This window comes from Bauldia sp. (assembly GCF_965232525.1).
Taxonomy (GTDB): Bacteria; Pseudomonadota; Alphaproteobacteria; order Rhizobiales; family Kaistiaceae; genus Bauldia.
The window spans coordinates 2,681,003-2,706,972 of record NZ_OZ246980.1 but is presented as its reverse complement, the minus strand read 5'-3'; the positions used below and the strand labels follow the sequence as shown (position 1 = coordinate 2,706,972).

General features: G+C 63.5%; 21 protein-coding genes and 1 pseudogene. 9 read left to right on the top strand and 13 right to left on the bottom strand.

Annotated elements, in window-relative coordinates; all coding sequences use genetic code 11:
* Window positions 1–14: 14 nt before the first annotated feature.
* The 8 genes from ACO076_RS12800 to ACO076_RS12765 form a co-directional block, all read right to left on the bottom strand.
* Window positions 15–920, bottom strand: a complete 906-nt coding sequence (locus tag ACO076_RS12800; protein WP_421723217.1) for a carbohydrate ABC transporter permease — start codon at window positions 918–920, stop codon at window positions 15–17.
* The gene (locus ACO076_RS12795; RefSeq protein WP_421723216.1) at window positions 917–1,819 is read right to left on the bottom strand and encodes a carbohydrate ABC transporter permease; all 903 of its coding nucleotides are present in this window, start codon (window positions 1,817–1,819) and stop codon (window positions 917–919) included. The genes ACO076_RS12800 and ACO076_RS12795 overlap by 4 nt, the downstream gene beginning before the upstream one ends.
* Window positions 1,820–1,880: 61 nt before the next feature.
* Window positions 1,881–3,209: an ABC transporter substrate-binding protein gene (locus ACO076_RS12790; protein ID WP_421723215.1), complete on the bottom strand. Its 1,329-nt coding sequence runs from the start codon at window positions 3,207–3,209 to the stop codon at window positions 1,881–1,883.
* A gap of 73 nt (window positions 3,210–3,282) precedes the next feature.
* On the bottom strand, window positions 3,283–4,308 hold the full coding sequence (locus ACO076_RS12785) for a hypothetical protein (RefSeq protein ID WP_421723214.1): 1,026 nt from the start codon (window positions 4,306–4,308) through the stop codon (window positions 3,283–3,285).
* 773 nt (window positions 4,309–5,081) lie between these two features.
* A complete protein-coding gene (locus ACO076_RS12780; protein WP_421723213.1) occupies window positions 5,082–5,879 on the bottom strand; it encodes a sugar phosphate isomerase/epimerase family protein in 798 nt (265 codons plus the stop codon).
* Window positions 5,879–6,655: a sulfotransferase family protein gene (locus tag ACO076_RS12775; protein WP_421723212.1), complete on the bottom strand. Its 777-nt coding sequence runs from the start codon at window positions 6,653–6,655 to the stop codon at window positions 5,879–5,881. The genes ACO076_RS12780 and ACO076_RS12775 overlap by 1 nt, the downstream gene beginning before the upstream one ends.
* On the bottom strand, window positions 6,655–7,644 hold the full coding sequence (locus ACO076_RS12770) for a Gfo/Idh/MocA family protein (protein WP_421723211.1): 990 nt from the start codon (window positions 7,642–7,644) through the stop codon (window positions 6,655–6,657). The genes ACO076_RS12775 and ACO076_RS12770 overlap by 1 nt, the downstream gene beginning before the upstream one ends.
* A 68-nt stretch (window positions 7,645–7,712) precedes the next feature.
* Window positions 7,713–9,110, bottom strand: coding sequence for a sulfatase (locus tag ACO076_RS12765; RefSeq protein WP_421723210.1), 1,398 nt, complete (start codon window positions 9,108–9,110; stop codon window positions 7,713–7,715).
* Between the two features lie 567 nt (window positions 9,111–9,677).
* On the opposite strand from ACO076_RS12765, the gene ACO076_RS12760 reads away from it, so the two are divergent.
* The 6 genes and pseudogenes from ACO076_RS12760 to ACO076_RS12735 all read left to right on the top strand — a co-directional run bounded on the left by ACO076_RS12760 (window position 9,678) and on the right by ACO076_RS12735 (window position 15,525).
* Window positions 9,678–11,576: an ABC transporter substrate-binding protein gene (locus ACO076_RS12760; protein ID WP_421723209.1), complete on the top strand. Its 1,899-nt coding sequence runs from the start codon at window positions 9,678–9,680 to the stop codon at window positions 11,574–11,576.
* 106 nt (window positions 11,577–11,682) lie between these two features.
* Complete coding sequence (locus ACO076_RS12755) at window positions 11,683–12,681, top strand: ABC transporter permease (protein ID WP_421723208.1); 999 nt, start codon at window positions 11,683–11,685, stop codon at window positions 12,679–12,681.
* A gap of 9 nt (window positions 12,682–12,690) precedes the next feature.
* Window positions 12,691–13,557, top strand: coding sequence for an ABC transporter permease (locus ACO076_RS12750; RefSeq protein ID WP_421723207.1), 867 nt, complete (start codon window positions 12,691–12,693; stop codon window positions 13,555–13,557).
* An 80-nt stretch (window positions 13,558–13,637) separates the two neighbouring features.
* Window positions 13,638–14,114 (top strand): annotated as a pseudogene (locus ACO076_RS12745) (ATP-binding cassette domain-containing protein); the annotation flags it as partial.
* 42 nt (window positions 14,115–14,156) lie between these two features.
* Entirely contained in the window at window positions 14,157–14,561 is a 405-nt protein-coding gene (locus ACO076_RS12740; RefSeq protein WP_421726732.1) for an oligopeptide/dipeptide ABC transporter ATP-binding protein, read from the top strand.
* A complete protein-coding gene (locus ACO076_RS12735) occupies window positions 14,548–15,525 on the top strand; it encodes an ABC transporter ATP-binding protein (RefSeq protein ID WP_421723206.1) in 978 nt (325 codons plus the stop codon). Before ACO076_RS12740 ends, ACO076_RS12735 begins: the two co-directional genes overlap by 14 nt.
* A gap of 36 nt (window positions 15,526–15,561) precedes the next feature.
* Here ACO076_RS12735 and guaA read toward each other — a convergent pair whose 3' ends face one another.
* The 4 genes from guaA to ACO076_RS12715 form a co-directional block, all read right to left on the bottom strand.
* Window positions 15,562–17,109, bottom strand: coding sequence for a glutamine-hydrolyzing GMP synthase (guaA, locus tag ACO076_RS12730; protein WP_421723205.1), 1,548 nt, complete (start codon window positions 17,107–17,109; stop codon window positions 15,562–15,564).
* Window positions 17,110–17,262: 153 nt separating this feature from the next.
* The gene (locus ACO076_RS12725; protein WP_421723204.1) at window positions 17,263–18,534 is read right to left on the bottom strand and encodes an RsmB/NOP family class I SAM-dependent RNA methyltransferase; all 1,272 of its coding nucleotides are present in this window, start codon (window positions 18,532–18,534) and stop codon (window positions 17,263–17,265) included.
* Window positions 18,535–18,543: 9 nt separating this feature from the next.
* A complete protein-coding gene (gene guaB, locus ACO076_RS12720; RefSeq protein ID WP_421723203.1) occupies window positions 18,544–20,034 on the bottom strand; it encodes an IMP dehydrogenase in 1,491 nt (496 codons plus the stop codon).
* Between the two features lie 194 nt (window positions 20,035–20,228).
* Window positions 20,229–20,885, bottom strand: a complete 657-nt coding sequence (locus ACO076_RS12715; protein WP_421723202.1) for an EF-hand domain-containing protein — start codon at window positions 20,883–20,885, stop codon at window positions 20,229–20,231.
* A gap of 206 nt (window positions 20,886–21,091) precedes the next feature.
* On the opposite strand from ACO076_RS12715, the gene ACO076_RS12710 reads away from it, so the two are divergent.
* Together ACO076_RS12710 and ACO076_RS12705 are read left to right on the top strand one after the other, a co-directional pair.
* Complete coding sequence (locus ACO076_RS12710) at window positions 21,092–21,817, top strand: response regulator (protein WP_421723201.1); 726 nt, start codon at window positions 21,092–21,094, stop codon at window positions 21,815–21,817.
* Window positions 21,814–23,205, top strand: coding sequence for an ATP-binding protein (locus ACO076_RS12705; RefSeq protein ID WP_421723200.1), 1,392 nt, complete (start codon window positions 21,814–21,816; stop codon window positions 23,203–23,205). The genes ACO076_RS12710 and ACO076_RS12705 overlap by 4 nt, the downstream gene beginning before the upstream one ends.
* A gap of 21 nt (window positions 23,206–23,226) precedes the next feature.
* Here ACO076_RS12705 and ACO076_RS12700 read toward each other — a convergent pair whose 3' ends face one another.
* Window positions 23,227–24,273: a Gfo/Idh/MocA family protein gene (locus ACO076_RS12700; protein ID WP_421723199.1), complete on the bottom strand. Its 1,047-nt coding sequence runs from the start codon at window positions 24,271–24,273 to the stop codon at window positions 23,227–23,229.
* Between the two features lie 216 nt (window positions 24,274–24,489).
* On the opposite strand from ACO076_RS12700, the gene ACO076_RS12695 reads away from it, so the two are divergent.
* The gene (locus ACO076_RS12695) at window positions 24,490–25,905 is read left to right on the top strand and encodes an MFS transporter (protein WP_421723198.1); all 1,416 of its coding nucleotides are present in this window, start codon (window positions 24,490–24,492) and stop codon (window positions 25,903–25,905) included.
* The last annotated feature ends 65 nt before the right edge of the window (window positions 25,906–25,970 follow it).

The window sequence follows — 25,970 nt, the reverse complement described above, 5'->3', positions numbered from 1 at the left end:
GGCAATTGGGAGGTTTACTTCACCGATCCGGCGGTCAGGCCGCCGACCAGCCAGCGCTGGACGAACAGGAACATGATCAGCGCCGGGATCGTCGCCAGCACGCAGGCGGCCATGAACAGGTTCACGTACTGAACACCGCCCCCTTCCGAGGCGAAGTCGCCGATCCCGACCTGGATCGTCTTCATATCCCCCTGGTTCAAGAGGATGCTCGCCCAAAGGAAGTCGTTCCAGGCATTGAGAAACGTGAACACCGCGACCGCCGCGATACCGGGCAGCGATACGGGCAGGATGATCCGCCAGAACGCGGAAAAGTAGGTGCATCCGTCCACCATCGCGGCTTCTTCCAGTTCGGGCGGACTGCTCGCCTCGAAGTAGCCGCGCAACAGCAAAACCGCGAATGGCAGTGAGAAGCCGATATAGGCGATGATGATACCGGTGTAGGTGTTCAGCAGCCCGAGGTTCTGGATGAAGGTGTAGATCGGAAAGACGCGGGTGATCGGCGGTATGAGCTGCGTGACCAGGATGAGGGTCAGGATCAGCGTCGCATACGGAAAACGAAACCGCGCAAGGACGTACGCCGCCGCCGTGGCGATCGCGGTCGCGAACACGGTCGCGATCAGCGACACGTAGACGGAATTGTACAGGTATTGCCAGACCGGGATGACCAGATCGACATCCTCGTAGGCTTCGAGGTTGAGGCTGGTCGGAAACCAGATCGGTGGATTCGCCCGGATGTCCAGCGCCGACTGAAACGAGCTTTTCACCATCCAGAAGACCGGCAGCAGGATGTACACCAGCATCAACACGGTGATCGCGATGATGGCGATCTTGGTGAGCGTGTCCTGACCGCTCAGCCCGCGCCATGGGTTGAACGCCGAAAGACCGAGGCGCCGCCGCGCGATACCAACAACGTCGGTCATGCCAGGTCTTTCCGGAACTGTCGCCGGATGTAAAACAAGCAGACCATGCCGGTCATGATCAGAATCGTGCCGCTCGCCGCCGCGGCGGTATCGAACTTCCAGACCTCGAACGCCTGTTGGTAGGAATAGATCGCCAGGATGTTGGTGAGGTTCTGGGGACCACCGCCGGTCATGATGTAGTTGATCTCGAAGTGCCCCAGCCCGGTCATGATCAGCAGCATGAGCAAGACACCGAGAACCGGCATCAGCAGCGGCAATGTGATGTGGCGGAACTTCTGGATGAGCGAGGCGCCGTCGACATCCGCCGCTTCGTAGAGGCTCTTGGGAATCGACTGCAGTCCGGCGAGCAGGAAGATCACCACGAAGGGCAAACCGTTCCAGACTCGAACGGCCGTCACCGAGAACATCGGTATGGAGAACGGCCCCCAGTTTTCCCGATCGGTAAGAAAGCGGATCTTGGTGTCGATCAGACCCCAGTCCTGGAGCAAGAAGTTGATGGGACTCCGGTCGGTGTTGAGGAGCCACATCCAGATGGCCGAAGCGACCACCGGCGGCACGAACCACGGTACACAGACCAGCAGGCGCAGGGCCGTGCGTCCCTTGTATTCGCCGTTGAGCACCTGAGAGAGCAGCAGCCCGAAGACGACAACGAGGCTCACGGCCAACGCCGTGAAGATGCCCGTATTGACGACGGTCTGCAGGAACCGCGGATCGTTGAAGATGGTGACGTAGTTTTCGAGGCCGACCCAGGGTGTCCCATGGGTTCGTACCCTGAGAAGGTCATACTCAAGAAAGCTGATCCACAACGACGCGAGCATCGGGTAGACGCCCAGCGCCAGCGTAAACAGCAACGCTGGCGCCACCATCAGGTAACAGAAGATGTACTGACGTCGTCGCACGCTTCGTTCGCTTCACTGAGCGACCGGGAGGCGGAACCTCCCGGCCGTCTTGTTCGCAGCGTCAGTTCGCGGCGCGGTCCATCTCTTCCTGCATCCGGACCTGCGCCTGGCTAACCACCTCGTCGATGTCATTCTGGACGATGATCGCGTCGTACATCATGTCATAGATGACACCGCCCGGCTTCGGCGACATCAGCGCGCTCCATACCGACGACGGATGTTGCGATGTGCGTCCATGTTCCAGGGTCTCGGTGAGTACGACTTTCCAGTCGGCGTCCGACCAGAAATCAGACGCCATCACCGCCCGACGCGGGCTCACATTACCGCTCACCTCGCTGAGCTTCTGCATCGAGTCAGGCCGGCTGAGAAACTCGATGAACTTCACGCAGGATTCGGCCTTGTCGGTTCCCCGCAAGACGCCCCAGTATCCGGCGCCCGAATACGACTGCCGGTTCTCCGGTCCCATCGCCGTCACCGCCATCGCCCACGTGCCGTCAAGCTCGGGATATTCGGCGTCCAGGACACGTCCCCAGGCCGGGGCGACGCTACCGATCAGGGCGAGGTTGCCCGAGATGAAATCCGCCTGCGGATCGAAGCTCGGCTCCATGAAGTCTGGCGACACAACCTGATGCTCCCACACCATGTCGCGCATCCACTGGAGCGTCTGCCGCATCTCGTCGTTATCGATCGTCGCAGTCTTACCGTCCTCCGACATGAAGTTGCCGCCGGACTGCCAGTAGAAGGGAACCAGCGCCTGGGGCGGATTGTCCATGCCGAAGGAGTATCCCCACCGGGTCACGTTGCCGTTGTCATCGCGCTTGGTCAGCGCTTTGGCATGGCTGACGACGTCGTCCCAATTGGCCGGCGGCGCGCTCAATCCCGCTTCGGCATAGGCGTCCTTCGAATAAAGCTGCGGGCGGATGTCCACCCGCCACGGGATGCCGTAGAAGTCGCCCTGCCAATTCACGTCCGTCAGACTGCCTGGGAAGAAATCGTCGCCGATGGTGGGCCATTCGCCCTGAAACTCGTTGATCGGCATCGGCCCATAATCGTTCCCGCCGATTCCGGAGAACGAGTGGAGCCAGAACATGTCGGCGCAGTCGGGAGCCGCCCCGCCCTGCGCGACGGTCAGCCAGTTGGCGAACGCCGTCGACCAGTTGATCGTCTCGAAATTCACCTCGATGCCGGTCTCGGCGGTGAACTCCTCGATCAGATCGTTCATGCCCTGCTGCCAGCGAATGAGATCGCCGTAAGGCTGCGACCAGAACTCGATCTCCTCCGCGACGACCGGTGTCGCGGCAAGCGGAACGGTCGCGAGAATCGCCGCGCTCGTCGTCGCCATCAATGTGCGCTGAACCAACCGGAACCTCGAAGTGACGATGTCTGCCATGCTTACCTCCCTCTTATTCGGCATTACTCGACTTGCAGCCCTCGCTGCGTCTCTGCGGGCGTGATCCGTTCGCTCACACCCCGGTGATCTCCTTGGCGAGATCGAAGAAGCCGCGCTTGCGCGGTGAACTGATGTCCCAGTTGACGGGCACGCTCTGATATCCGTCGTCGAACCCCTCGCCCTCCATGCGGTAGTCGAAGTACCCCCAGGAGGCGTACTCGTCCGTCGCGGCGATGAAGTTGTTGTCGGGCTTGTCGAAGTCGAAGTGATCGTCTTCGTTGAACAGGATCGGCTTGAGTGAATACCCCTTCACCGCGCGGGTATCGCGAACCATCTGCCGGATCCGATCCGGATCGGACACGCTGTTTCCGTGGATCAGCATGAAGTCGCTGGCCCGGGTCACCATTTCGCCCGGAATGCGATTGCCGCCATAGCTGGTGCCGACCAGGAGCCGGCGCCCGTCGTGAACCACGCCTTTGGCAAGGTCGATCAGTTCGTGCACGTTCTCCGGTACCAGCGGCTGCCGGCGGTAGCGGATGTCGCACTCGTTGTTGATCTCGACCATGACATTGCGATAGCCGGCGTCCAGCAGCCATCGCGTCGCATTGACCACGCCGGCGCGCACCGCGTCGTCATCGTTCATGTATTTCTCTTGGCCGAAATAGTAGTAGCCGACGATCACCACCATCCCCAGGGCGTCCGCCGCGTCGAGGATGCGGGTCAGGCGCGCCATGAAGTCGGGATGGAGGCTGCCGTCTGGATTGATCCCGGAGTTGATCCACGGCTGAGCCATCGAATAGCCGTAGGGGCTGCCCCCCTGCAGGTTGATCGTAAAGGCGACCACCCCGTGCGCCAGCCACTCTGGCATCGCCGCGATGAACTCGGAGGTGTTGCGATCGGGGTCCCATTGCCCGGTGTCCGGATAAGCCCACTGCCCGGCTGTGTCGGGGTTGAGATCGTCGAAGATGCCCTGAACCATTCGGGTGTTGGGCAGAAGCCCTTCGATCTTGCGGCCCTTCCACGCCCTGCCTTCGAAGGTCGGCCGGCCGTTGAGAATGAACGCCTCGCCCTCGATTCCGATTGTCGTTTTGCCCGCCATTGGTCGCCCCGTTTTCCCTCCCAACCGGACGAGCATGACCCGGCGCAAGCCGGACGCCCGTCAATTCGTTCGCGGTGTGCCTGGTTCTTGGTGCCGTTCGCTTCGACTGGTCGGCAATAGAACTGCCGAACGCACCCGAAGGCGGCTGTTCGCTTCTTCCGAGCGACTGCTGCTCTCACGCGCCAAGATCCATTGTACCGACCTTAACGTCGCTGGCAATGCATAATCTAATCGATGCATTCCGGAGTCTGTCTCGATATGCCGGCCTTGCCGCCTGCTGTCGTCCTTTGTTCACGCGATCCGACGAGAATGAGCCTTTCTGGCATCGCTTGGCGCCCAAACCTCGAGGCTGCAGATGGTGGACAAGACCGTCCCGCAAACCGACCTGCCGATCGATCCGGTTGAAACCATCGCGACGCGGGCGGTCGTCTCATTCCCGACAGATACGCCGCTCGGATGCGGTTGCCCGCTTGGCGGAAGCCCGCGATGCCGACACCATCTACGCCGCCTGCATCGTCGATGCCGATGGCCGTCTGGCTGGGCTGATTTCGCTTCGCGCCTGCCTGAGCGCGGCGAAGGACGCCGTGGTCGCGGACGTCATGGACCGCATCCCACTTACCGATGACTTATCGGACACGGCCGAGGGTGCAGCGCTGGATCTGGTGACTACCGGCGTCGACCCGCCCACGCTTTCGGTAGAGCGACGCGGGTCAGCGCTCCGGAACGCGTCGAGGCAAAACCGACGGGCCTGTGGATCGCGGCACCGCGCCGTTTCACCGAGCGCCGCAAGCCTGCAGGCAGGCCTGCATGTGTCCGCGTGACTCCGCGGCGATCACGCAACACTGCTCGACCGAATAGTCCTTGGCGCCGATCACTTCGAGGTTGAGCGGTCCGGCATAGCCGCCGTCATGCAGGGTGCGGATGTAGCCGACCAGATCGATGTCGCCACGGCCATTGGCCTGGTCTTCCGGTGATCCCGGTCCCTGCTGCCGACCCTTGCAGTCGCGAATATGGACATGCTTCACCCGGGAGATCACCGCAGCGATCGCCTCGACCGGATTCTCGCCGGCCCGGTAGATGTGCGATGGGTCCATGTCGATGCCAAAGGCCGGTGACGTGATCGCCTCCATCACGCGCAACGTCGTCGGCGTGTCGTGAACGGCCTGCCCGACATGCGCCTTGACGCAAAGTGTGACTCCATATCGCTCGGCCATATCGGCCAGACGGCCGAGCGAGTCGATCGATTCCTGAAAGCTCGCTTCATCCCCCGTCTTGCCGCCGGGACCACAATTGACGATCGGGATGCCTATCTCGACCGCCGACTGCATCGCCTGTTCCATGGTCTCGGGGTCTTGCGACGGCTGCTCCATCGCCAGTAGCTCAAGGTCGTATTCGCCGGACAGCCTTTTGACCTCGGGCGCGATCTCACGCCATCGGTCAAGCACCAAGTGTTCGCTCATACCCTTGATCGCGGAGACCTCAACGCCGTCATAACCGGCCATCGCCAGACAACGGAATGCGGTCTCCATGTCGTGGCCGCCGAACAGTACGGTGTTTGCGCCTAGTCTCATCATCTTGCCTCCCTGCTGGTCTCCGGAGCGCCGCCGTTGGAGGCCGGCGCGACCGACGACAACTCGTAGCCGTATGCGCGTAGTGCCGGTTCGAAGAAATCGAAATCATGCATCCCGGTGTCTGACTTCCATCGCCCGACCGCCTCCGGTCGGACCACGATGCGGGCGAGGGCATAGCCGAGGAAATCCTCCAGACGTTGGAGCGTTTGCTCCTGATGGAGAACGAAGTCCTCGAAGCGGACCTCGAGCCACTGCTTCGGCTTCGGCGTGCTCTGCATCAGGTCGTACTGGTACTTCCACGATATCGCCCGCTGACGACGCTGGTCGACGGTCGGCGGGTAGTCGATGTCGAACCTGGCAAGGTCATCGGTTATGTGAGAGTCCAACACGCAGTCGCGCGGGTCGCGTACCCAGAAGATGTATTTGACGTCGGGAAACAGGCGAGCGATCCAGGGAAAGACGAGGGTCGTCTCCGGGATCTTCCAACCGCGCTCGGGCGCCGAGGACTTCAGCACCGAGTCGAGATAGCGCTCGATCAGCGCCGTGAACTCAGCCGGAATGTCGGCTGAGATCGCCCGGCTGAAGTCCCAATCGAGTTCACCGACGCGATCGACATAGGGCGCCATTACCCGGCACGCGTCGTACATCGCCTCGGGCGGCACGAGATCACCTGAGGCGTTGATCGTCCGCCCCATATACACGCCGCTGGCATATAGCGTATGGGAGATCGCCCGGGTGCCGGAATGACCCCGCCCGATGACGGTAACAAGCGCCATCAGAGCTCTACGACCGTTCCGGTTTCCCACGACTCGATCGCCGCCTCGATGATCTGCTGCGCCTTGAGCGCATCGTCACCGGAGCCGTCGATCTCGTGGGGCTTGGCATCCTCAAGGTTCTGGTCGATCCATCGGCCGATACGGCTGCCAAACGTCTCGGGGAACTTCAACATGCCGCCGAGATAGGCGTAGGTTTCGACCTCGGGCGAGAACCGCGGATAGAACTCCAACTGCTCGCAGGCGTCGCGCAGGACGACGCGCGCCTCGGACCCGACCAGCTCGAGCGTCTCGAGACCGTAGCTGCCGCCCGCGTCGTAGGAGCCGGTGAGGTGGCCGATGATGCCGTTCTCGAACAGTATGTTGACCTGCGCGTTCGACCAGATGCTGCGCCCCTCGCCCTTCTTGAAGAACGCCTGCACTTTGGCGACGTCGCCGCAGTAGTAGCGCATCACATCGATCGAGTGAGGATGCAGCGCGCGCATGTGGAAGTGTGGAGAGCTTTCATTCGGGTTGTTGATCCACATCGTCATGTTGACGATGTTAAGCGAGCCGAGCCGACCGGCATCCTGCCATTCCTTCAGGCGGAGAGCCGCCGGGGTGAAGCGGTGATTGAGATTGATGCCGTAGCGAAGACCGCGGTCTCGGGCCAGCGCCACCATCTCCTCGGCTTCCGGCAGCTTGTTCGATATTGGCTTCTCGCCGAGAACGGCGATACCGGCGCCGAGCAACGCCATCGTCGGCGCGTAATGATCGCCGCCATTTTCGACCCCTGCCGTGCAGACACTGGCGACGTCAACGTCGAGTCCTGCAGCAAGCATGGCTTCGATCGATGAAAACGCCTGGCAACCGTAGCGCTCTGCGGCAGCCTGAGCCTTGTCTTCAACGGCGTCGCAAACGGCAACCACGGTGCAATCGGGATGCTGGTGATAAATCCGCGCGTGGGTGTTGCCGATGTTCCCGGCCCCGACGATCGCGACATTGAGAGGCATGGTAGTGGCGTCCTTTCCTGATGCATCCGGCGGTCGAAACTCGGAAGGTCCGGCCGTCGTCGTGTCGCCTACTTGCGCGACTCCGCTTGCAGCTTGGCGGCCTGCCGGGGGTCGCCGATGTGAAGGGTGTCGTAGGCCTGCTGCGAGGACTTGAACGCACCGACTCCGTCATGGCCATGCCAGTCCCCTTGGTGGTGGATCGGATTGGGCAACCCCGTTTCCCGCTCACGCCGGGAGGTCCACTCATCCATCCGCGCCCGCAAGTCAGCCACGACATCCGGGCGAGCGTCGGCGAGGTTGGTGTTCTCTTCGGGATCGTTGACCAGATCGTACAGCTCGATTTCGGGCTTGAAATGAAAATCGGGTTCGAGGGCGACGATCAGCTTCCACTCCGGTGTGCGCCAGCCATGCTTACGCATCCAGGTGCACTCCGTGATGTAGAACTCGCGATCGAGATCGTCGGTGTCACCATCGACCATCGCTGTCAGGCTGCGTCCATCGAAAGTGTCGTCCACCGCGATACCGGCCAGATCGAGCAGCGTTGGCACCAGATCCTTGTGCTGGTTGAAGCCGGCCACCCGCTTTCCGGCCGGCAGTTTCGCCGGATAGCGCAGCACGAGAGGGACGTGCAGGACGTTGTCGTACATGCCGTGGTGGTCGAACCAGCACTCATGCTCGTAGAGGGTCTCACCGTGATCGCCGTTCAGGACGACAATCGTATTGTCGAGGACGCCGCGCGCCTCAAGCGCCGTGAAGATGGTCTGGAGGCTGGCGTCGAGATAGGCTATCGCGCCGTCATACTGAGCGACGACGTAGTCCTTGTCGGTGATACCCGGCGGCATCCACAGCGCGAAGAAATCCCGAAACGGCGCGAACTCCATGACCGGCTGCATCGACGTGTTGGCCGGATCGCACTCGTCTCCGTGATAGAACATTCGCTCGAACGGCGCCGGCGGAAGGTAAGGCGCGTGCGGGTCCATATGGCGCAAGAACAAAAAGAACGGTGCCGTTCCATCGACGAGCCGATCCAGTTCCGGAATGGTCACCGCGTTCAGGTTATCGGCCTTGGGACTGCGTCCCTCACTCCACATCCCCCAGGCAGCGTAGTCGAAATATCGGTCGAAGCCACGTGAACTCGGGTTGCCGCTGAAGCCGACGCACGAGGTATCGTAGCCCTCGCCACGGAGGATCTCGGCAAGCGTCCTGACCTCCGGGCGCAGCGGACCCTTATGCCGCAGCGCGACGACCTGTGTGCCGAAGCAATCACGGCCGGTCAGCATCGATGCATAGGCGCTGGTCGTCGGGATGTGCGCGCTGTAGGTGTTCTCGAAGACGACACCCTGGCGCGCAAAGTCGTCGATATGCGGCGTCGTCAGCCGATCATATCCGTAGAGACTCATATGATCGGCGCGCAGCGAGTCGACACCGATCAACAGGATGTTGGGGCGTTCTCCCGACCGGCTCATTGGCGATCCCCATCGGCGATATCACGTCCACCACAACCGGTGGTCATCGCACGATGTCCGCCTCCGGCATCGCCTACATCGGCAATCATGATCCCCCCTCCCGCCCCGCGGCGTGACCATCGGGGCGGCGCGTCATTGATCATACCAAACGCTCGGTCTCACCGATCACGGCCCGAGCGGTTAGCGTTGGTTGTTATCGATTTTGACACAGTTAACGATCGGCCACGATCCGCTGTCAATCGAAATCGATCAAATTCACACATGCTGCAATGCAATATCCGCCATGTAGACGATGGATGATAATGCCAGTGCGTCAATGATCGAAACTGGATTGACAGACAACCCATTCGTTGATCTTGTGGGACATGCATTGTTTGACAGACGCTTCCCGCCCCTCGCGAACGGGCTCTCGCCCATTCGTGCTGCTTGAGATTGGCCGAAGCGGAGGCAAATAAGCGAATTTGAGCTTCGACTGCGCGGGAGAAGGAAAACAAGGCCCCCCGCTGAAACTCAAGAAAACGAAGGCCTTCGTCTTGGACGATGGATCTTCGGTGCAGGGAGGAAGAAATGCCGATATCGAGACTTCTTTTCGGGTTGGCGCTCCTGGTAGCGCCGCTGTCGAGTGCTGTGGCGCAGCCCTCGGGTCTGCCAGTAGATGTTCCGCGAGAGAAGCTGTTCATCGCAGATCAGATTTTCCGCTACAGTGTTATTGGTAACTATAACTTCTGGGTCAACGGACCACACACGCCGCACCGTCATGCTCTTATGATGGAGACTTTGTGGCTCAGCGACCAGGAGACCGGTGAGCGGATGTACGATGTGGCTAGCTCGGGGCCCATGTATAATGACGATTTCACCGAGATGAGTGTCGATCTACGCGACAATATCTACTGGAGCGACGGCGTCCAATTCACCGCGGATGATCTTGTTTACACGGTAGAGACCTTGAAGTCGACGCCGGGGCTTGGCGCTTCCGGCTGGTCGGCCCAACTCAATCAATTCCTGGAGTCGATCGAGAAGACCGGCGACTTCAGTGTCACCTTCCAACTGAATGAGCCGAATCCGCGCTTTCATACGATCTTCGAAGCTCGTTGGAACGGCGCCTACATGATGCCCAAGCACATCTTCGAGACCGTCGAGGATCTCACCACCTACACCAACAACCCGCCGGTGGTGCTCGGCGCCTACATCCCGATCGAGTCCGACCCGAACGGTTTCTGGGAGCTGTTTCAGCGCCGTGATGATTGGGAGCGGTCGCCGGCCGGCGTTGTGGTGGGCAACCCGGGACCCGAGTTCGTGATGACCATCTTCTATGGCGACAGCGCCCGCAAGGCGATCGCAATGTCGCGCGGCGAACTCGACGTCTACTTCGACGCGGATTTCGAGGCGTTCGAGACGACGCTCGACACCTCCCCTCAGGCACGCTCCTGGTACACCGAGTTCCCGTGGGCGTACCCGAACGAGGTCAGCGTCCGCCACTTCGGCTTCAACCAGGAGGATGATCCGGTCTACGCCGACAAGAATGTGCGCTGGGCTCTGGCACTGGCGCTCGACGTCGTCGAGCTGCAGACCGAATACATCGGCGGTGTCGCCAAGATCACGCCGATCGCCGTGACCCCGACCGCATCGCTGATGGAGCTTTATCACGACCCGCTGGAGGACTGGCTCCAGAATCTCGAAATCGACGTCGGCGATGGGCAAACGTTCAAGCCCTACGATCCCACCGTGCCGGACCGGATTGCCGAGTGGGCGGAAGGGCAAGGGTACACCGTGCCGGGAACGCCGCGCGAGGTCTTCGGACCCGGCTGGTGGAAGTTCGCTCCGGACGTGGCCGAGCAGTTGTTGCTGGCCAGCGGTTTCAGCCGTGACGATTCCGGCAACTGGCTGAAGCCCGACGGCGAACCTTGGACGCTGAACCTGCAGTCGCCACCGGACGAGAATGATGCGTTCCGCATGGCCAACGCCGCAGCGGATATGTGGTCCGACTTCGGGATCGACGTGAACCTGCAGGGACTGGAGCGGAGCGTCTGGGACCAGAACCACGTCACCGGGCTATACGGTGTCAGCACCCCCTGGCACAGCATGGCTCTTGCCTCCGGCGATGCATGGTCGGAGGTTCGTCATTGGCACCCGGATTTCTACGTGCCGGCAGGCGAGGACTACCGGTCCAAGGGCGGTGCGCAAAATCACCAGCGCATCAACGATCCGAGGCTCGGCGAGCTGATCGATGCGATGGCCGCAGTGAACCCGTCAAGCGAGGACAACTTTGAGCTGGTCCGCGACTTCGTGAAGTACTGGACGGAGGAGATGTATTTCGTCACCGTCATCAGCTTCAAGAAGTTCGTGACCTGGGACGAGCGCTATTGGACCGGCTTCCCGACTGCCGAGGATCCGAAGTACATGCCGTTGTACTGGTTCCAGGGCGGCAAGTTCGCATTCCAGGGGCTCCAGCCCGTTACCAATTGACCGTGGAGCATCGGACCGGGGGAACACAACCCCTCCCCCGGTCCGCTTCCCCCGCGTCTTGTGACGCGGGTGGACCTCCGGGAGACCGAGTCTTGGTGCCGCCGGCATGACGCTGTTCAAAGAGTACATCCTGCCGCGGCTGCTGCAGTGGCTCCTTGTCATCTTCATCGGCGTCACCCTGACCTTCCTGATCCCGCGCCTGTCGCCGATCAACCCGATCGATCAGGCGCTCGGCCGGCTCACCGCTTTTCAGAGCTTGTCGCCGGAAGCGACCCTCGCCCTGCGCAGTTCGCTGCTTGACCTCTATGGCCTCGAAGGCAGCATCCTGGATCAGTATGTGAGTTTCTGGGGTCGCGTGCTCACCGGCGATCTCGGCCCGTCGTTCAGCGCCTTCCCGATGCCGGTGGCTGACATGATCGGCTCGGCGATCTGGTGGACGGTCGGCCTCCTGGGGCTCTCGACCATCATCGCCTGGGTGCTCGGCATCATCCTGGGTGCGTTGTCGAGCTATTTCCCCGATCGTTGGTGGTCGCGGCTGGTCGAAAACACGCTGGTCTCGATCTACCCGGTTCCGTACTACATCCTCGCATTCATCATGTTGATGTTGTTCACTTTTTACCTGCCGATCTTCCCACTGGTGGGCGGTTCGCGAGGCGCACCGGGATTCACCTGGGCCTATCTCAGCTCGTTGGTCTACTACGGCTTCCTGCCCGCCCTTTCCCTCGTGATCGGCGCCACTGCGTTCCGGTTCATCGTCTCCAAGGCGCTGGCGACGACGGAGCGTTCATCCGACTACGTGCGGTTTGCCGAGATCGCGGCGTTGCCCAAGCGCAAGATCCTGTCGAGCTATCTCATCCGCAATACGATGCTGCCGCAGGTCACCGATCTCGGTTTGTCGCTCGGCGCCATCTTCGAGGGAGCGCTCATCACCGAGGTCGTGTTCGGCTATCCGGGCCTGGGATTCCTGTTGCTCAACGCGATCAACGCGGCGGACTACAATTTGATCATGGGGATCACGCTGCTGTCGATTGTCGGCATCGCCACCGCCTCTCTGCTGATCGACCTTAGCTATCCGCTGATCGATCCCCGCGTCCGGTACCGATAGGCGCGGCCGGTGAAGACGATCCGCGATCTCCTGCGCTACAGCCCGGCCTTCCGCTTCGGGGCCATTGTTCTGTTTGGCGTTCTGGTGCTGGTGGTGTTGTCGTACTTCTCACCCTACGACCCAGGCGATCGACGCGTGGTGCCCCGGAACCAAGCGCCGTCGCTCGACCATATTTTCGGAACGACGTCACAGGGCCAGGACGTGTTCTGGATGCTGACCTTCGCCATCCGCAACAGCATCATCGTTGCAGGTCTCGCTGTCATCATCAGCCGCGGTATCGGCGTGCTGATCGGCATGATCTCCGGCTACCTCGGCGGTACGTGGGACAGGTCGCTGTCGGCGTTGGTCGACTCCTTCATCGTCATTCCCCGGCTGCCGCTTCTGATCCTGGTGGCGGCGATCCTTCGCGGAGAGCTGACGCTGGTGACGCTTGGCATCCTCATCGGCCTGCTCGACTGGGCGATTCCATCCAAGCGTTACCGATCGCAGGTGCTGAGCTTGCGCGAGCGCGAGTTCACCAACACCGCCGTCTTCTCGGGCATGCGATCCCTGCAGATCGTGGTGAAGGAGCATCTACCGTTTCTGATCCCGTTCCTGCTCGCCGATGTGGTGAGCGGATTTCTGTTCGCGATCGGCCTGGAGATAACGCTGTCAGTTCTCGGACTCGGCGACATGGATGCACAGAGTCTCGGCACGATGATCTATTGGGGCAACTACTACCAGTCGCTTCTGGCCGACCGCGTGTGGGTGCTGGCCGCGCCGGTGATTGCGTCGGTGGTGATTGTCGTCGGCTTCTACGCGACGTCCATCGGCCTGACGAATTACCTTGATCCGCGTACGCGCTTGGCCCGGATCCACGTCGGGGACCGGGCGTGACATCCAGCCCCATTCTCGAAGCGCACGATCTCAGCGCGTACTACATCACCGAGGCGTTCGGCGTCCGGCGGACCGTCCGCGCGGTCGATGGCATCTCTCTGGCCATCCGTCCGGGCGAGATCTACGGAATTGCGGGCGAGTCGGGCTGCGGGAAGTCCACCCTGCTCAAGGTCCTCCTCGGTGCGTTTGAGCCACCGCTCACAGTCGTCGGCGGTTCGGTCGACTACCGGTTCGGTGACGAGACAATCGATGCGCTGTCGATGACTGAGGATGATCTGACGGCGATCCGCTGGTCCAAGGTCTCGTACGTCCCACAGGGCTCGATGCACGTCCTCAATCCGGTTCGGCGTATCGGGGCAACGTTCTACGACTTCATCAACACCCACAGCCCGATGTCGAAAAAGGCCTCGGCCGACCGGGTCCGCGATTATCTCAGCCATTTCGGCCTGTCGCCGAATGTCGTCAGCGCATTCCCCCACCAGCTGTCGGGTGGCATGCGTCAACGGGTGACGATTGCGCTCGCAACGATCCTCTCACCACGGCTGATCTTCGCCGACGAGCCGACGACGGCTCTGGACGTCATCGTCCAACGGGCCGTGATGCAGCAACTCAAACGGATCCAGCGCGAAAACGGCAGCACCCTGGTGCTGATCACCCACGACATGGGCGTGCAGGCCGGCCTCGCCGACCGCATCGCGGTCCTCTACGCCGGGCGTCTGGTCGAAGAAGGCGACACGCTCACCATCTTCGAAAAGCCACGGCACCCCTACACCCAGCATCTGATCGGCTCCCTGCCGACACTTGACGAAAAGAAGGAACGCCAGGGCATTCCCGGGCGACCGCCAGCATTGGACGATCCTCCCGCCGGCTGTCGTTTCCACCCGAGGTGTCCATTGGCAATGGACATCTGTCGAACTGAGGTGCCACCGATGACAAGGCTGACGGGCGGGCACCGTGCCGCCTGTCACCTGATCACTGACGAGGCGACGGATGTCGCTGCCTAGCGCTCCATTGCTCGAGGCCGTCGATGTCGACAAAGTGTTCGCGATCCGTCAGGGCATGTCGGTTACGAGCTTTTCGGCGGTCGACAACGCGTCGCTGACCCTTCAGGCGGACCATGCCGAGATCTACGCGGTCGCGGGAGAAAGCGGCAGCGGCAAGACAACTTTGGCACGCATGGTGCTCGGGCTGGAGAGGCCGACCAGCGGGCAACTGAGCTACAAGGGTCGTGACGTCGCGACGCTGTCAGCCCGCGAGAAGCGGACGTGGTTCTTCAGCGAGGTCCAGCCGGTCTTCCAGGACCCCTTCGCTACCTTCAGCCCGCTCCGGCGGGTCGATCGCTACCTCTTCGAAACAGCATGGCACTACCACCGGGAGGGCCGATCCGAAACAGAGACCTACATTGACGAAACGCTCGGCGTGGTCGGGCTCACCCTGGCGGAGGTTCGGAACCGTTATCCGAACGAGTTGTCCGGCGGACAGGCGCAGCGCATCTCGATAGCGCGGGCGCTGATCACGCAGCCATCGCTCATCGTCGCCGACGAACCGGTATCGATGCTCGACGCCTCGCTGCGAATGTCGATCCTCAATCTGTTCAAAGACCTCAAGGAGCGGCAGCGCGTCTCGGTGCTGTACATCACCCACGATCTTGCCACGGCTTATTACACCGCCGACCGGATCGCGATCATGCTGCGCGGCTGGATCGTCGAATCAGGGCCGGTCGAGAAGGTCCTGGGCGACCCGCTCCATCCCTACACCCGGCTGTTGAAGGAATCGGTCCCGCGGGCCGACCCCGGCGAGTCGACACTGCTCGATGTTGACCTCCCGACCCCAACGATCGCGTTTCCGCTCACCGGCGGCTGCAAGTTCGCGGCGCGGTGTTCCGAAGCGACCGATCGATGCCGGCGGGAGGAGCCGGCGGACTACGAGGTCGACGGCCGACAGGTCAAATGCTTCCTGTACGAATGATCGGCGACCGGCAAATGGCGTTCACCGACGCCCGGATCACTCCCACTCGATCGTGCCGGGGGGCTTGGACGTCACGTCGTAGACGACCCGGTTGACGCCCTTCACCTCGTTGATGATCCGTGTCGCGACACGGCCGAGGAAGCTCATGTCGAAATGGAAGAAGTCGGCGGTCATGCCGTCGGTTGCGGTCACCGCGCGAAGTGCCAGCACCTGATCGTAGGTGCGGCTGTCACCCATGACGCCCACCGTTTGGACCGGCAGCAGCACGGCGAAGGCCTGCCAGATCGCATCGTACAGCCCGGCTTCGCGGATCTCGTCGAGATAGATCGAGTCAGCCTTGCGCAGGATCGCCAGTTTCTCCCGGGTGACTTCACCCGGGCAGCGGATCGCCAGTCCCGGCCCGGGGAAGGGATGGCGCGCCACGAAGGCATCCGGCAAGCCGAGTTCGCGCCCAAGATCGCGAACCTCGTCCTTGAAAAGTTCCCGCAACGGTTCGAGCAGCTTCAGCTTCATCCGCTCGGGTAAGCCACCGACATTGTGGTGCGACTTGATCGTCACCGACGGGCCACCGAGGGCGGACACGCTCTCGATGACGTCCGGGTACAGCGTTCCCTGGGCGAGGAAGTCGATCGCGCCGAGCTTGGCCGCCTCCGCATCGAACACGTCGATGAACAGGCTGCCGATGATCTTGCGCTTCCGTTCCGGCTCGCTGACGCCGGCGAGTGCGCCGAGAAACCGATCCGCCTCGCGGGCGTGAACCAGCGGAATGTTGTAGTGGCCGCGGAACAGGTCCACGACCTCGTCGGCCTCGCCCTCGCGGAGCAGCCCGTGATCGACGAACACGCAGGTCAACTGATCGCCGATCGCTTCGTGGATCAGGACGGCCGCCACGGCGGAGTCGACGCCGCCCGAGAGCCCACAGATCACCCGACCGGTTCCGACTTGAGCGCGAATGCGATCGATTGCCTGTTGGCGAAAGGCCGCCATCGTCCAGTCGCCGGCGCAACCGCAAACGTCATGCGCGAACCGGGCGAGCAGCTTGGCTCCATCCGGCGTGTGCACTACCTCGGGATGGAACTGGATGGCGTAGAGCCGGCGGCCTTCATCGGCGATCATCGCGTACGGGGCGTTTTCCGATGTGCCCACAACGGCGAACCCCGGCGGCAGGGTCGTCACCCGGTCACCGTGGCTCATCCAGACCTGGTGGCGCTCGCCGACCTGCCACACACCGTCGAACAACGCCGACGGTCGCGCGACCTCGACGAAGGCGCGTCCGAATTCACGATTGTGCTCGGCCTCGACGGTCCCGCCCAACTGATGGGCCATCGCCTGTTCGCCGTAGCAGATGCCAAGCATCGGCAGCCCCGTCTCGTAGATCGACGCGGGCGGTAGCGGCGCGTCCGCGTCGAGGACCGACGCCGGACCACCGGACAGGATCAACCCCTTCGGCTTCAGTCGCGCGATCGCTGCCTCGGCCTGATTGAACGGCGCGATCTCGGAGTAGACACCAGCCTCGCGCACCCTGCGCGCGATCAGCTGGGTCACCTGACTGCCGAAGTCGAGGATGAGGATCGTATCCGTCATTGCATCATACCCTGAGGCAGCAATTGCCCATATCTTTCAGACAATTCCACCAGTTTGATCGAGTGTTTTCTGTTCACGTGAGAGAGGCGGCCTGTCGCGGACCAATACCACTCCCAACCCATGTCATTGCCAACCCCGTCTGCCAAGATGCGGCTACACCTTCTCAACAACACTGACGAAAAATCCGTCGGTCCCGGTCCTCAGCGGCGTCAGCGCGACCCCGGTCGCGCTTCGGTACACGGCCGTGCCGAGAGCCGGTGCCAGAATGTCGGCGGGCAGTGATACCGCTCCCGCTCGCCGCTCGAGGAACGCCTCCACCTGGCGGTCGTTCTCCACCGGCAGCACCGAACATGTGACGTAGACCAATCGGCCGCCCGGCTTCAGATAGCGAACCGCGTCGTCGAGGAGTGCCGCCTGTTCCTTGATCCGTTGCTGAAGCGCGTGTTCGCGGAGCCGCCACTTCGCGTCCGGACGCCGGCGCCAGACGCCGGTGCCGGTGCACGGCACATCGATCAGAACCGCATCCATCCGCCCCGTGAGGTCCGTGAGATCGGCGCCCGCCGGGCGCACCTGGACGTTCCGGGTGCCCGCCCGCTTCAAACGATCGAAGATCGGCGCCAGCCGCGACCGGTCGCTGTCCGTGGCGAAGACCTGCCCCTTGTTTGCCATCGCCGCCGCGAGCGCCAAGGTCTTGCCGCCGGCACCGGCGCACAGATCAAGGATTTGCTCGCCCGGCTTGGCGGCGACGAAGCCAGACGCAAGCTGGCTGCCCTCATCCTGGATCTCGAACCAGCCTTTCTGGAATCCGGGCTCGACCTGAAGGTTCGGGTGCCGCCCGTCCCGCTCTGTCGGCGCGATCCGCAGACCTGACGGCGCATGCGCCGTTTGCTGCACCTGATATCGGGCCAGCGCCTTTGCCACCTTCTCCCGGTCGGCCTTGAGGCTGTTCACCCGGACGTCGAGGGGCGGCCGCTCTGCCAACGCCGCGCCCTCGGCAACCCAATCGTCGCCGAATGCTGCTGCGAACTGCGGCGCCAGCCATTCGGGGACGTCGGCCCGCACATGCGGCGGCGCCGTCTCCAGATCCGCTCCGTCAATGGCCGTGACCTCCGCCTCCGATATTGGCTCCGGCGCATGACGATCGCCGGCGAAGAGCTCGCGCAACCCCAAACCGCCGTAACCCCACCGGCGACCGGCCGTCCCCAGCACCAAAGCCCGTGGCGTGTCGGCGTCCATCGCCCAGGCACTCGACGCGCGCCAGCGCAGCGTGTCGTAGACGATGTTGCCGATGACGGCCCGATCCTTCGATCCGGCAAACCGGTGGGAAACGCCCCAGTCCTTCAGGGCCGCGGCGGCCGGCCGGTGGCGGGCTTCGACATCGATCAGGACTTCAATGGCCGCGGCGAGCCGCGCTGCGGGCGTCATCCGGGTCCGTTACCGTCCGCTGCGATAGTTCGGGCTTTCGCGCGTGATCGTCACGTCATGGACGTGGCTCTCGCGATGGGCGGCCGAGGAGATGCGCAGGAACCGCGCCTTGTCGCGCAACTCCGCGAGATCGGCCGCGCCGACATACCCCATCGCCGCCCGCAGGCCGCCGGCGAGCTGATGAAGGACGCCGGCGAGCGGCCCCTTGTAGGGCACCTGCCCTTCGATCCCCTCCGGTACCAGCTTCAGCGAGTCGCTGACTTCGGCCTGGAAGTAACGGTCGGCCGAGCCGCGGGCCATGGCCCCGACCGAGCCCATACCGCGATAGGATTTGTACGAGCGCCCCTGGTGCAGGTAGACCTCGCCGGGGCTCTCGTCCGTGCCGGCCAGCAGTGACCCGATCATCGCCGAAGACGCACCGGCGGCGAGCGCCTTGGCAAGGTCGCCGGAGTATTTGATACCCCCATCGGCGATAACCGGCACGTCGGCGTCGGCGGCGGCCTCAGCCGCGTCCATCACCGCGGTGAGCTGTGGCACGCCGACCCCGGCGACGATCCGCGTGGTGCAGATCGAGCCCGGCCCGATGCCGATCTTCACCGCATCCGCACCGGCATCGATCAACGCACGGACCCCGTCACCGGTCGCGACATTGCCGGCGATGACCTGCGCCTGGTTCGACGCCGCCTTCACCCGCCTCACCGTCTCAAGGACGCGCGCCGAATGACCGTGCGCGGTGTCGATGACGATCAGGTCGCATTCGGCATCGAGAAGCTGCTCGACACGGCTGAGCCCGTCATCGCCCACCGTCGATGCGGCGGCCACGCGCAAGCGTCCCTGCTCGTCCTTGGTGGCGCTCGGATTGAGCTGGCTCTTCTCGATGTCCTTGACGGTGATCAGCCCGACGCAGCGATAATCGTCGTCCACCACCAGCAGCTTCTCGATCCGGTGCTGATGCAGGAGGCGCTTGGCCTCGTTTTGGTCGACGGTCTCATCGACCGTGACCAGATTGTCCTTGGTCATCAGTTCGGAGATCGGCTGGTCCGGGTCGGAAGCGAAGCGCACATCGCGGTTGGTGAGGATGCCGACCAATCGGCTCGGCGACGGGCCGTCGGCGACGACGGGAATGCCCGAGATGTTGTGCTGCTTCATCAGCGCCAGGGCGTCGGCGAGCGTCGCAGTCGGGCTGATGGTCAGCGGATTGACCACCATCCCCGACTCGAACTTCTTCACCTGGCGAACCTGCTCGGCCTGCGCTTCCGGCGAGAGATTGCGGTGGACCACGCCGATCCCGCCGGCCTGGGCCATGGCGATCGCGAGGCGCCCTTCGGTGACCGTGTCCATCGCCGCCGACAGGATCGGCAGGTTCAGTTCGATCGAGCGGGTGAGACGGGTTTTGACGTCGGTCTGCGCGGGGAGGACCGCCGACGGACCCGGTGCCAGCAGCACGTCGTCAAAGGCCAGGGCGTCGCGGCCGAATGCGGTTTCGACGATATGTGCCATGCGCCAACTCCAAAAAAGGCCCGCCACGCCGGTCTGGGATCAGACCGGGGGCGCTGCGCCGTGTTGTCACGAGTTGGCGAGGGTGATTACCACGCTGCTGCGATTCGGCAAAGGCGCGCACATGAGAAAAGGGCGGGATGTCTCCCGCCCTTCAAGCCTTACGCAGTTACGAGTGAGGCTCGGATGTCCGCGGTTCAACCGTCCTGGGCGTCAGGCGCGGCTTCCGGGGCCGGATTTGTCGGCGCCGGAGTCCGGGGGCCCGGACCACGCCGCGGGCCGCGGAGTTCGTCCTCACCGATCACACCGTCGTCGTTTCGGTCGAGACGGGTCATCATCCGATCGAAGCGCTCGCTGTACTCTTCGAGCGTCACCGTGGCATCACCATCCGGGTCGAGCCGCTGGAAGTCGCGAACGATCCGCTCGTTCATTGTGTCGGCCCACAGTGCCTTGAACTCGGCCAGCGACAGGGCACCGTCGCCATTGGCGTCGTAGTCGCCGACGCGCTCGGCATTGACAGCCGCGATCTCGGCCGCGGTGATCGTGCCGTCTTCGTTGGTGTCGAAGCGCTCGATCAGAAACGCACTCATGCCGCCGCGGGGACCGCCGGGGCCGCCCCTCTGCCGATGGCCGGGCCCGCCCTTGCCGCCGCGCTTGCCGCGCATTTCGGCCCTGTCGCGTTCGCGATGGCCGCGGTAGTGGCCGCGACGGTCACCGTCGCGATCACCGCGGTTGGCGGTCTGGTATTCCTGATTGCGGGCGCCGTCGCCCGGTGCGGCGAAGGTCGGCACGGCCGTCAGGCCGATTGCCGAGGCCGTCAGGGCGGCGACAAGAATTTTGCTACGGGTTTTCATGTCTGGATTTTCCTTCCTTTCGAGTCCGGTTGGGGTGTCGGACGCTCCCCACATAGGCGCGATCGGAGGACAGAGTGTCCCGTTGGTTCACGAGATTGTATGAAGTCTTGGCAGTCCCGGCGGTTGATACATTTCGTTACACTTTTCTCCGGAAGACGGCGCTCGGAGGGCTCGTAAATGCCGAGGCCAAACGCGATTGAACAAGCATGGATGCTTCACCCCACATCCTGATCGTTGACGATTCCGCCGATATCCGCGAACCGCTGGCGCGCTATCTGGTGAAGTCTGGCATGCGGGTGACGGCCGCCGATGGCGGTAACGAAATGCGCCGCGCCCTCAAGAGCAGCGCCATCGACCTCGTCGTTCTCGACATCATGATGCCCGGTGAAGACGGCCTGTCTTTATGCCGGATGCTGCGCGAGACCACCGACTTGCCCGTCATCTTGCTGACTGCGATGGCCGAGGACACCGACCGGGTGGTCGGTCTCGAGATTGGCGCCGACGACTACGTCACGAAACCGTTCAACCCGCGCGAGCTCCTCGCCCGCATCAAGGCGGTGCTCCGCCGCTCGCGCTCGCTGCCGCCGCACGCCGCGGAACCGGAAACCCGGCGGCTCCGTTTCGACCGGTGGACCCTCGACACCGCCCGGCGCGAGATTTCCACCGACGACGGTATCGCCGTGGCGCTGAGCACGACTGAGTTCCGGCTGCTCTCCACCTTCGTTCGCCGGCCGCACATGGTCCTGTCGCGCGAGCAGTTGCTCGACCTCACCAGCGGACGGTCACTCGAACCGTTCGAGCGCTCGATCGACAATCAGGTCAGCCGCCTGCGCAAGAAGATTGAGGCCGACCCCAAATCGCCGACCATCATCAAGACCGTCTGGGGTGGCGGCTATGTGCTCGCCTGCGATGTGGAGGAGGCCGGCCGGTGAGGATCTTGCCGCGGACGCTTGGCGGCCAGCTGGTCGTGCTACTGATCGGTGCGCTGATCGTCGTGCAGGTCGCGGGCGTCATTGTCTTCACCGGCGACCGCGAGAGCGCTGTGCGCTCGGCGAGCCGCGCCGGCCTGTTGGAGAACGTGGCGTCGGTCACGCGCGTGCTTGTCGAATCTCCCGACGCCGATCGGAGCGAACTCGCCCAAGCGGCAACGACGAAGCGTCTGCGCTACTGGGTGACGGAAGACGCTGCCGTTGCGGCGCCGGAGGGCGGATCGGGCACGATGACCGCACACCCGCTCGAGCGGATGCTGACCTTCAGGCCGCCCGAGCGCCCCCGCATCGCGATCGTCGACGACAATGGCAATATCGAGCGACGATCGCCGCGCGACTTCCGCCGGTTTCCCGGCCGCCACGGTCCCCGCGGCGGCGAACGGTATGACGTGCTGGTGTCGATCCCCTTCCCGGATGGGGGCTGGCTCAACGCCCAGACCCGGATACGGGCTGAACCGGTCGAATTTCCATGGCTGACCGTGGCGTCCGCCGCCGCGATGGCACTGGCGATCCTGGCGATCGTCTGGTTCACCGCGCGCCGCGTCACCCGGCCGCTCGCCGCCCTGGCCGACAGCGCCGAGGCGTTCGGCCGCGGCGGCCCGCCGAAGCCGCTGCCGGAAACCGGGCCGAGCGAAGTGAGGCGGTTGACCACCGCGTTCAACGAGATGCAGGAGCGTCTGGAACGCTTCATTGCCGACCGCACCCGCATGCTCGCGGCGGTCGGCCATGATCTCAGGACGCCGATCACATCTCTACGCCTACGTGCCGAGCTCCTCGACGACGAGGAGGCGCGGGCCAAGATGATCGCCACCCTCGACGACATGCAGGCGATGGCGGAAGCCGCGCTGGCCTTCGCTCGCGATGACGCGGCGGCGGAGCCGGTGCGGTCGGTCGACCTCAACGCCCTGGTCGAGAGCCTCGTTGATGATCGCGTGGCCCTCGACCAGCAGGTGGCGTTTCAGGGCGCCGGGCGCCTCCCCTACGCCTGCCGGCCCACCGCGCTGAAACGCGCCCTCGGCAATGTGATCGATAACGCCGTCCGGTATGGCGAGCGGGCGCGTGTCACCCTGCGGGACGCGGCCGACGGGCCGCTGATCACCGTCGATGACGACGGCCCGGGTGTCCCCGAGGACCGCGCGGAGGATGTCTTCAAGCCATTCGTCAGGCTGGAAACGTCCCGCAGCCGCGAAACCGGCGGCGTCGGCCTCGGGTTGGCGATTGCCCGCTCGATTGTGCTGGCCCATGGCGGCGAGATCGCGATCGCCAATCTGCCGGAAGGTGGGCTCCGGGTGACGGTCCGCCTCCCGCCGAGCCCGGAGAAGGCAGACTGATCGCGCCCCGGCGATCCCCGCTCAGGCGACCGCCTCGTCCCGATGTTCGCGGTCTGAGACCTGGGCCATGTCGAGGACCTTCTGGATGTTCGCCGCGCGGCGGAAGGACGGCTCCTGGGTGGCGCCCGCCCTGACCGCGGCGACGAAGCGCTGGTAATTGGTTTCCACCGGTTCGAGCGAAACGTCACGCCAGGTGGCGGTGTTCACGTCGTCAACGAGACACGCCCGCAGCGTCGACTGCCCGGTGTCGTACATGATCTCGACCGATCCCGTCTCGCCATAGACCCGGAGCCGCAACTGGTCGAGCTGACCGGCTGCGGTCCGGCTCGCCTGGATCGTGCCGATCGCCCCGGTGGTGAAATCCACGTTCATGGTGAAGGCGTCATTCGCGTCGAGCACGTACTCGCCGATCTCACCGCCCGGTGCCTTGTCGAACGTCTTCAGCCGTGCGCAGACATGAGCCACGTCGAGGCCGCTGCCATAGGACGTGAAATCGACGATGTGGATGCCGATGTCGCCGAGCGCGCCGTTCGATCCGTGCTGTTTGGAAAGCCGCCAGAGCCATTTGCTCTCTGTCTTCCAGTCGCCCCAGGCATTGCCGACAAGCCAGCTTTGCAGGTGCGACGCCTCAACATGCCGGACCTGCCCCACCGCGCCGTCGAGCACCATCTGACGGCCTTTCTGGAGTGCCGGCGAATTGCGGTAGGTGAGATTGACCATGCCGACTAGGCCGGCGCCCTCGATCGCTTCGGTCATCTCCATCGCCTTGCCGGCGTCGGTCGCCAGCGGCTTCTCGCAGAACACGTGCTTGCCGGCGGCGATAGCCGTCATCGTGGTCGGATAGTGAACCTGATCAGGGGTGACGTTGGCGACCGCATCAAACTCGCCCCACGCCAGCGCGTCTTCGATCGACCCGAACTGGTGCTCGATCCCATGTTCCGCGCAAAACGCGGCGAGCCGCTCTGGAATGACGTCGACACCGCCGACGACGCTGACACCGTCAATGGCCGAGAAGCTCTCGGCATGTTTCGCGGCCATGCCACCGGTGCCCAAAATCAACAGACGCATACAGCCCCCCTCCTCGCGGTCGCGGCAAGGCCCGATCCGGCGCGAATATCCTGCGGCCGTACAACCGGGCTCGGTTGAAGACGAATCCGACCCCGTTGGGCTGCCCTATTCGGCCGCCCATAAGATCGGAATCTGTATCGTTACAGCTAGCAGAATTCCGCGCCGAATGCGAACGAACAAATCGCGCCGGGTCCCGTCCGTGATATGACAGGGCCAATGCCCGACCGAATCCTTCTTCCGCTCATCGTTGCATCAGCGCTGTTCATGGAGAACCTCGATTCCACGGTTCTCTCGACGGCTCTGCCGGCAATCGCCGCCGATTTTGGCGTCAGCCCGCTCTACCTGAAGTTGGCGCTGACCTCGTATCTTCTGGCGCTGGCGATCTTCATTCCCGCCTCCGGCTGGCTGGCCGACCGATTCGGCGCGCGGCTCGTCTTCCGGTTGGCCATCGCCACCTTCACGATCGGATCAATCTGGTGCGGATTGTCGGAGTCCATCGCCGAACTGGTCGCCGCCCGGATCGTTCAAGGCTTGGGCGGGTCGATGATGGTCCCGGTCGGCCGGTTGATCGTGCTTCGCAGCGTGGAGAAACATGAACTGGTTGGCTCACTGGCTTGGCTGACCATCCCCGCGCTGATCGGCCCGCTGATGGGTCCGCCGGTCGGCGGCTTCATCACAACCTTCTTCGACTGGCGCTGGATCTTTTGGATCAACGTTCCCGTCGGCATCCTCGGCCTGATCCTCGCGACGCTCTACGTTCCAGACATTCGCGGCGAAGGCGTCGGTGCCTTCGACACCCGCGGCTTTCTGTTGTCGGGCCTGGGGCTCGCGTTCTTCATGAGCGGCTCGACCATCCTCGGTCTCGATCTCATGCCGGCCGCCTATGTCATCGCCATGCTGGTCGCTGGCGCCCTGCTTCTCGCCGGTTATGTCGTCTACAGCCGCAGCGCTCCGAACCCGATCATCGACCTCACCCTGTTTCGAATCCCGACATTCTGGATCAGCACGATGGGCACGATGCTGTTTCGTGTCGGCGTTGGCGCTACGCCGTTCCTGTTGCCGCTTTTGCTTCAGGTCGGCTTCGGCATGACGCCATTCCGGTCGGGGATGATCACCTTCTCCGCCGCGATCGGTGCGGTCGTCATGAAGTTCATCGCCACGCCAATCCTCTGGCTTTACGGTTTCCGCGCCGTGTTGGTGACCAACGCCATCATATCGGCGGTGTTCGTCTCGATCCCCGCCGCGTTCACGATGACGACCCCGATCTGGATCATGGTCGGCGTGCTGCTGGCGGGCGGTTTCTCACGATCCCTGCAGTTCACCAGCGTTAGCGCCCTTGCCTTCGCCGACATCGAAACGCGCCAACTGAGCAAGGCTACGGCGATCACCAGCGTCGCCCAGCAGCTCGCCCTCACTATCGGCATCTCCGTCGGCGCGACGGTGGTGCAGATTGCCAGCATCGGCCAGGAGGCGATCACTGCGGAGGCCTTTGCTCCGGCGTTCATCGTGGTCGGGCTGATCGTCGTCGCGTCGGTCTTCTTCTTTCTGCGGCTCACCCCTGATGCCGGGCACCAGGTGTCCAGGCACCGGCGCTATGCGCCGGACGCGGTAACCGTGATGCGCGAACGGTAGCGCTCTAGGTAAACCTCGCGAGCCGCGTTATGATTGCTGTCTCAGCGGCGGGATACCGGAGGGGG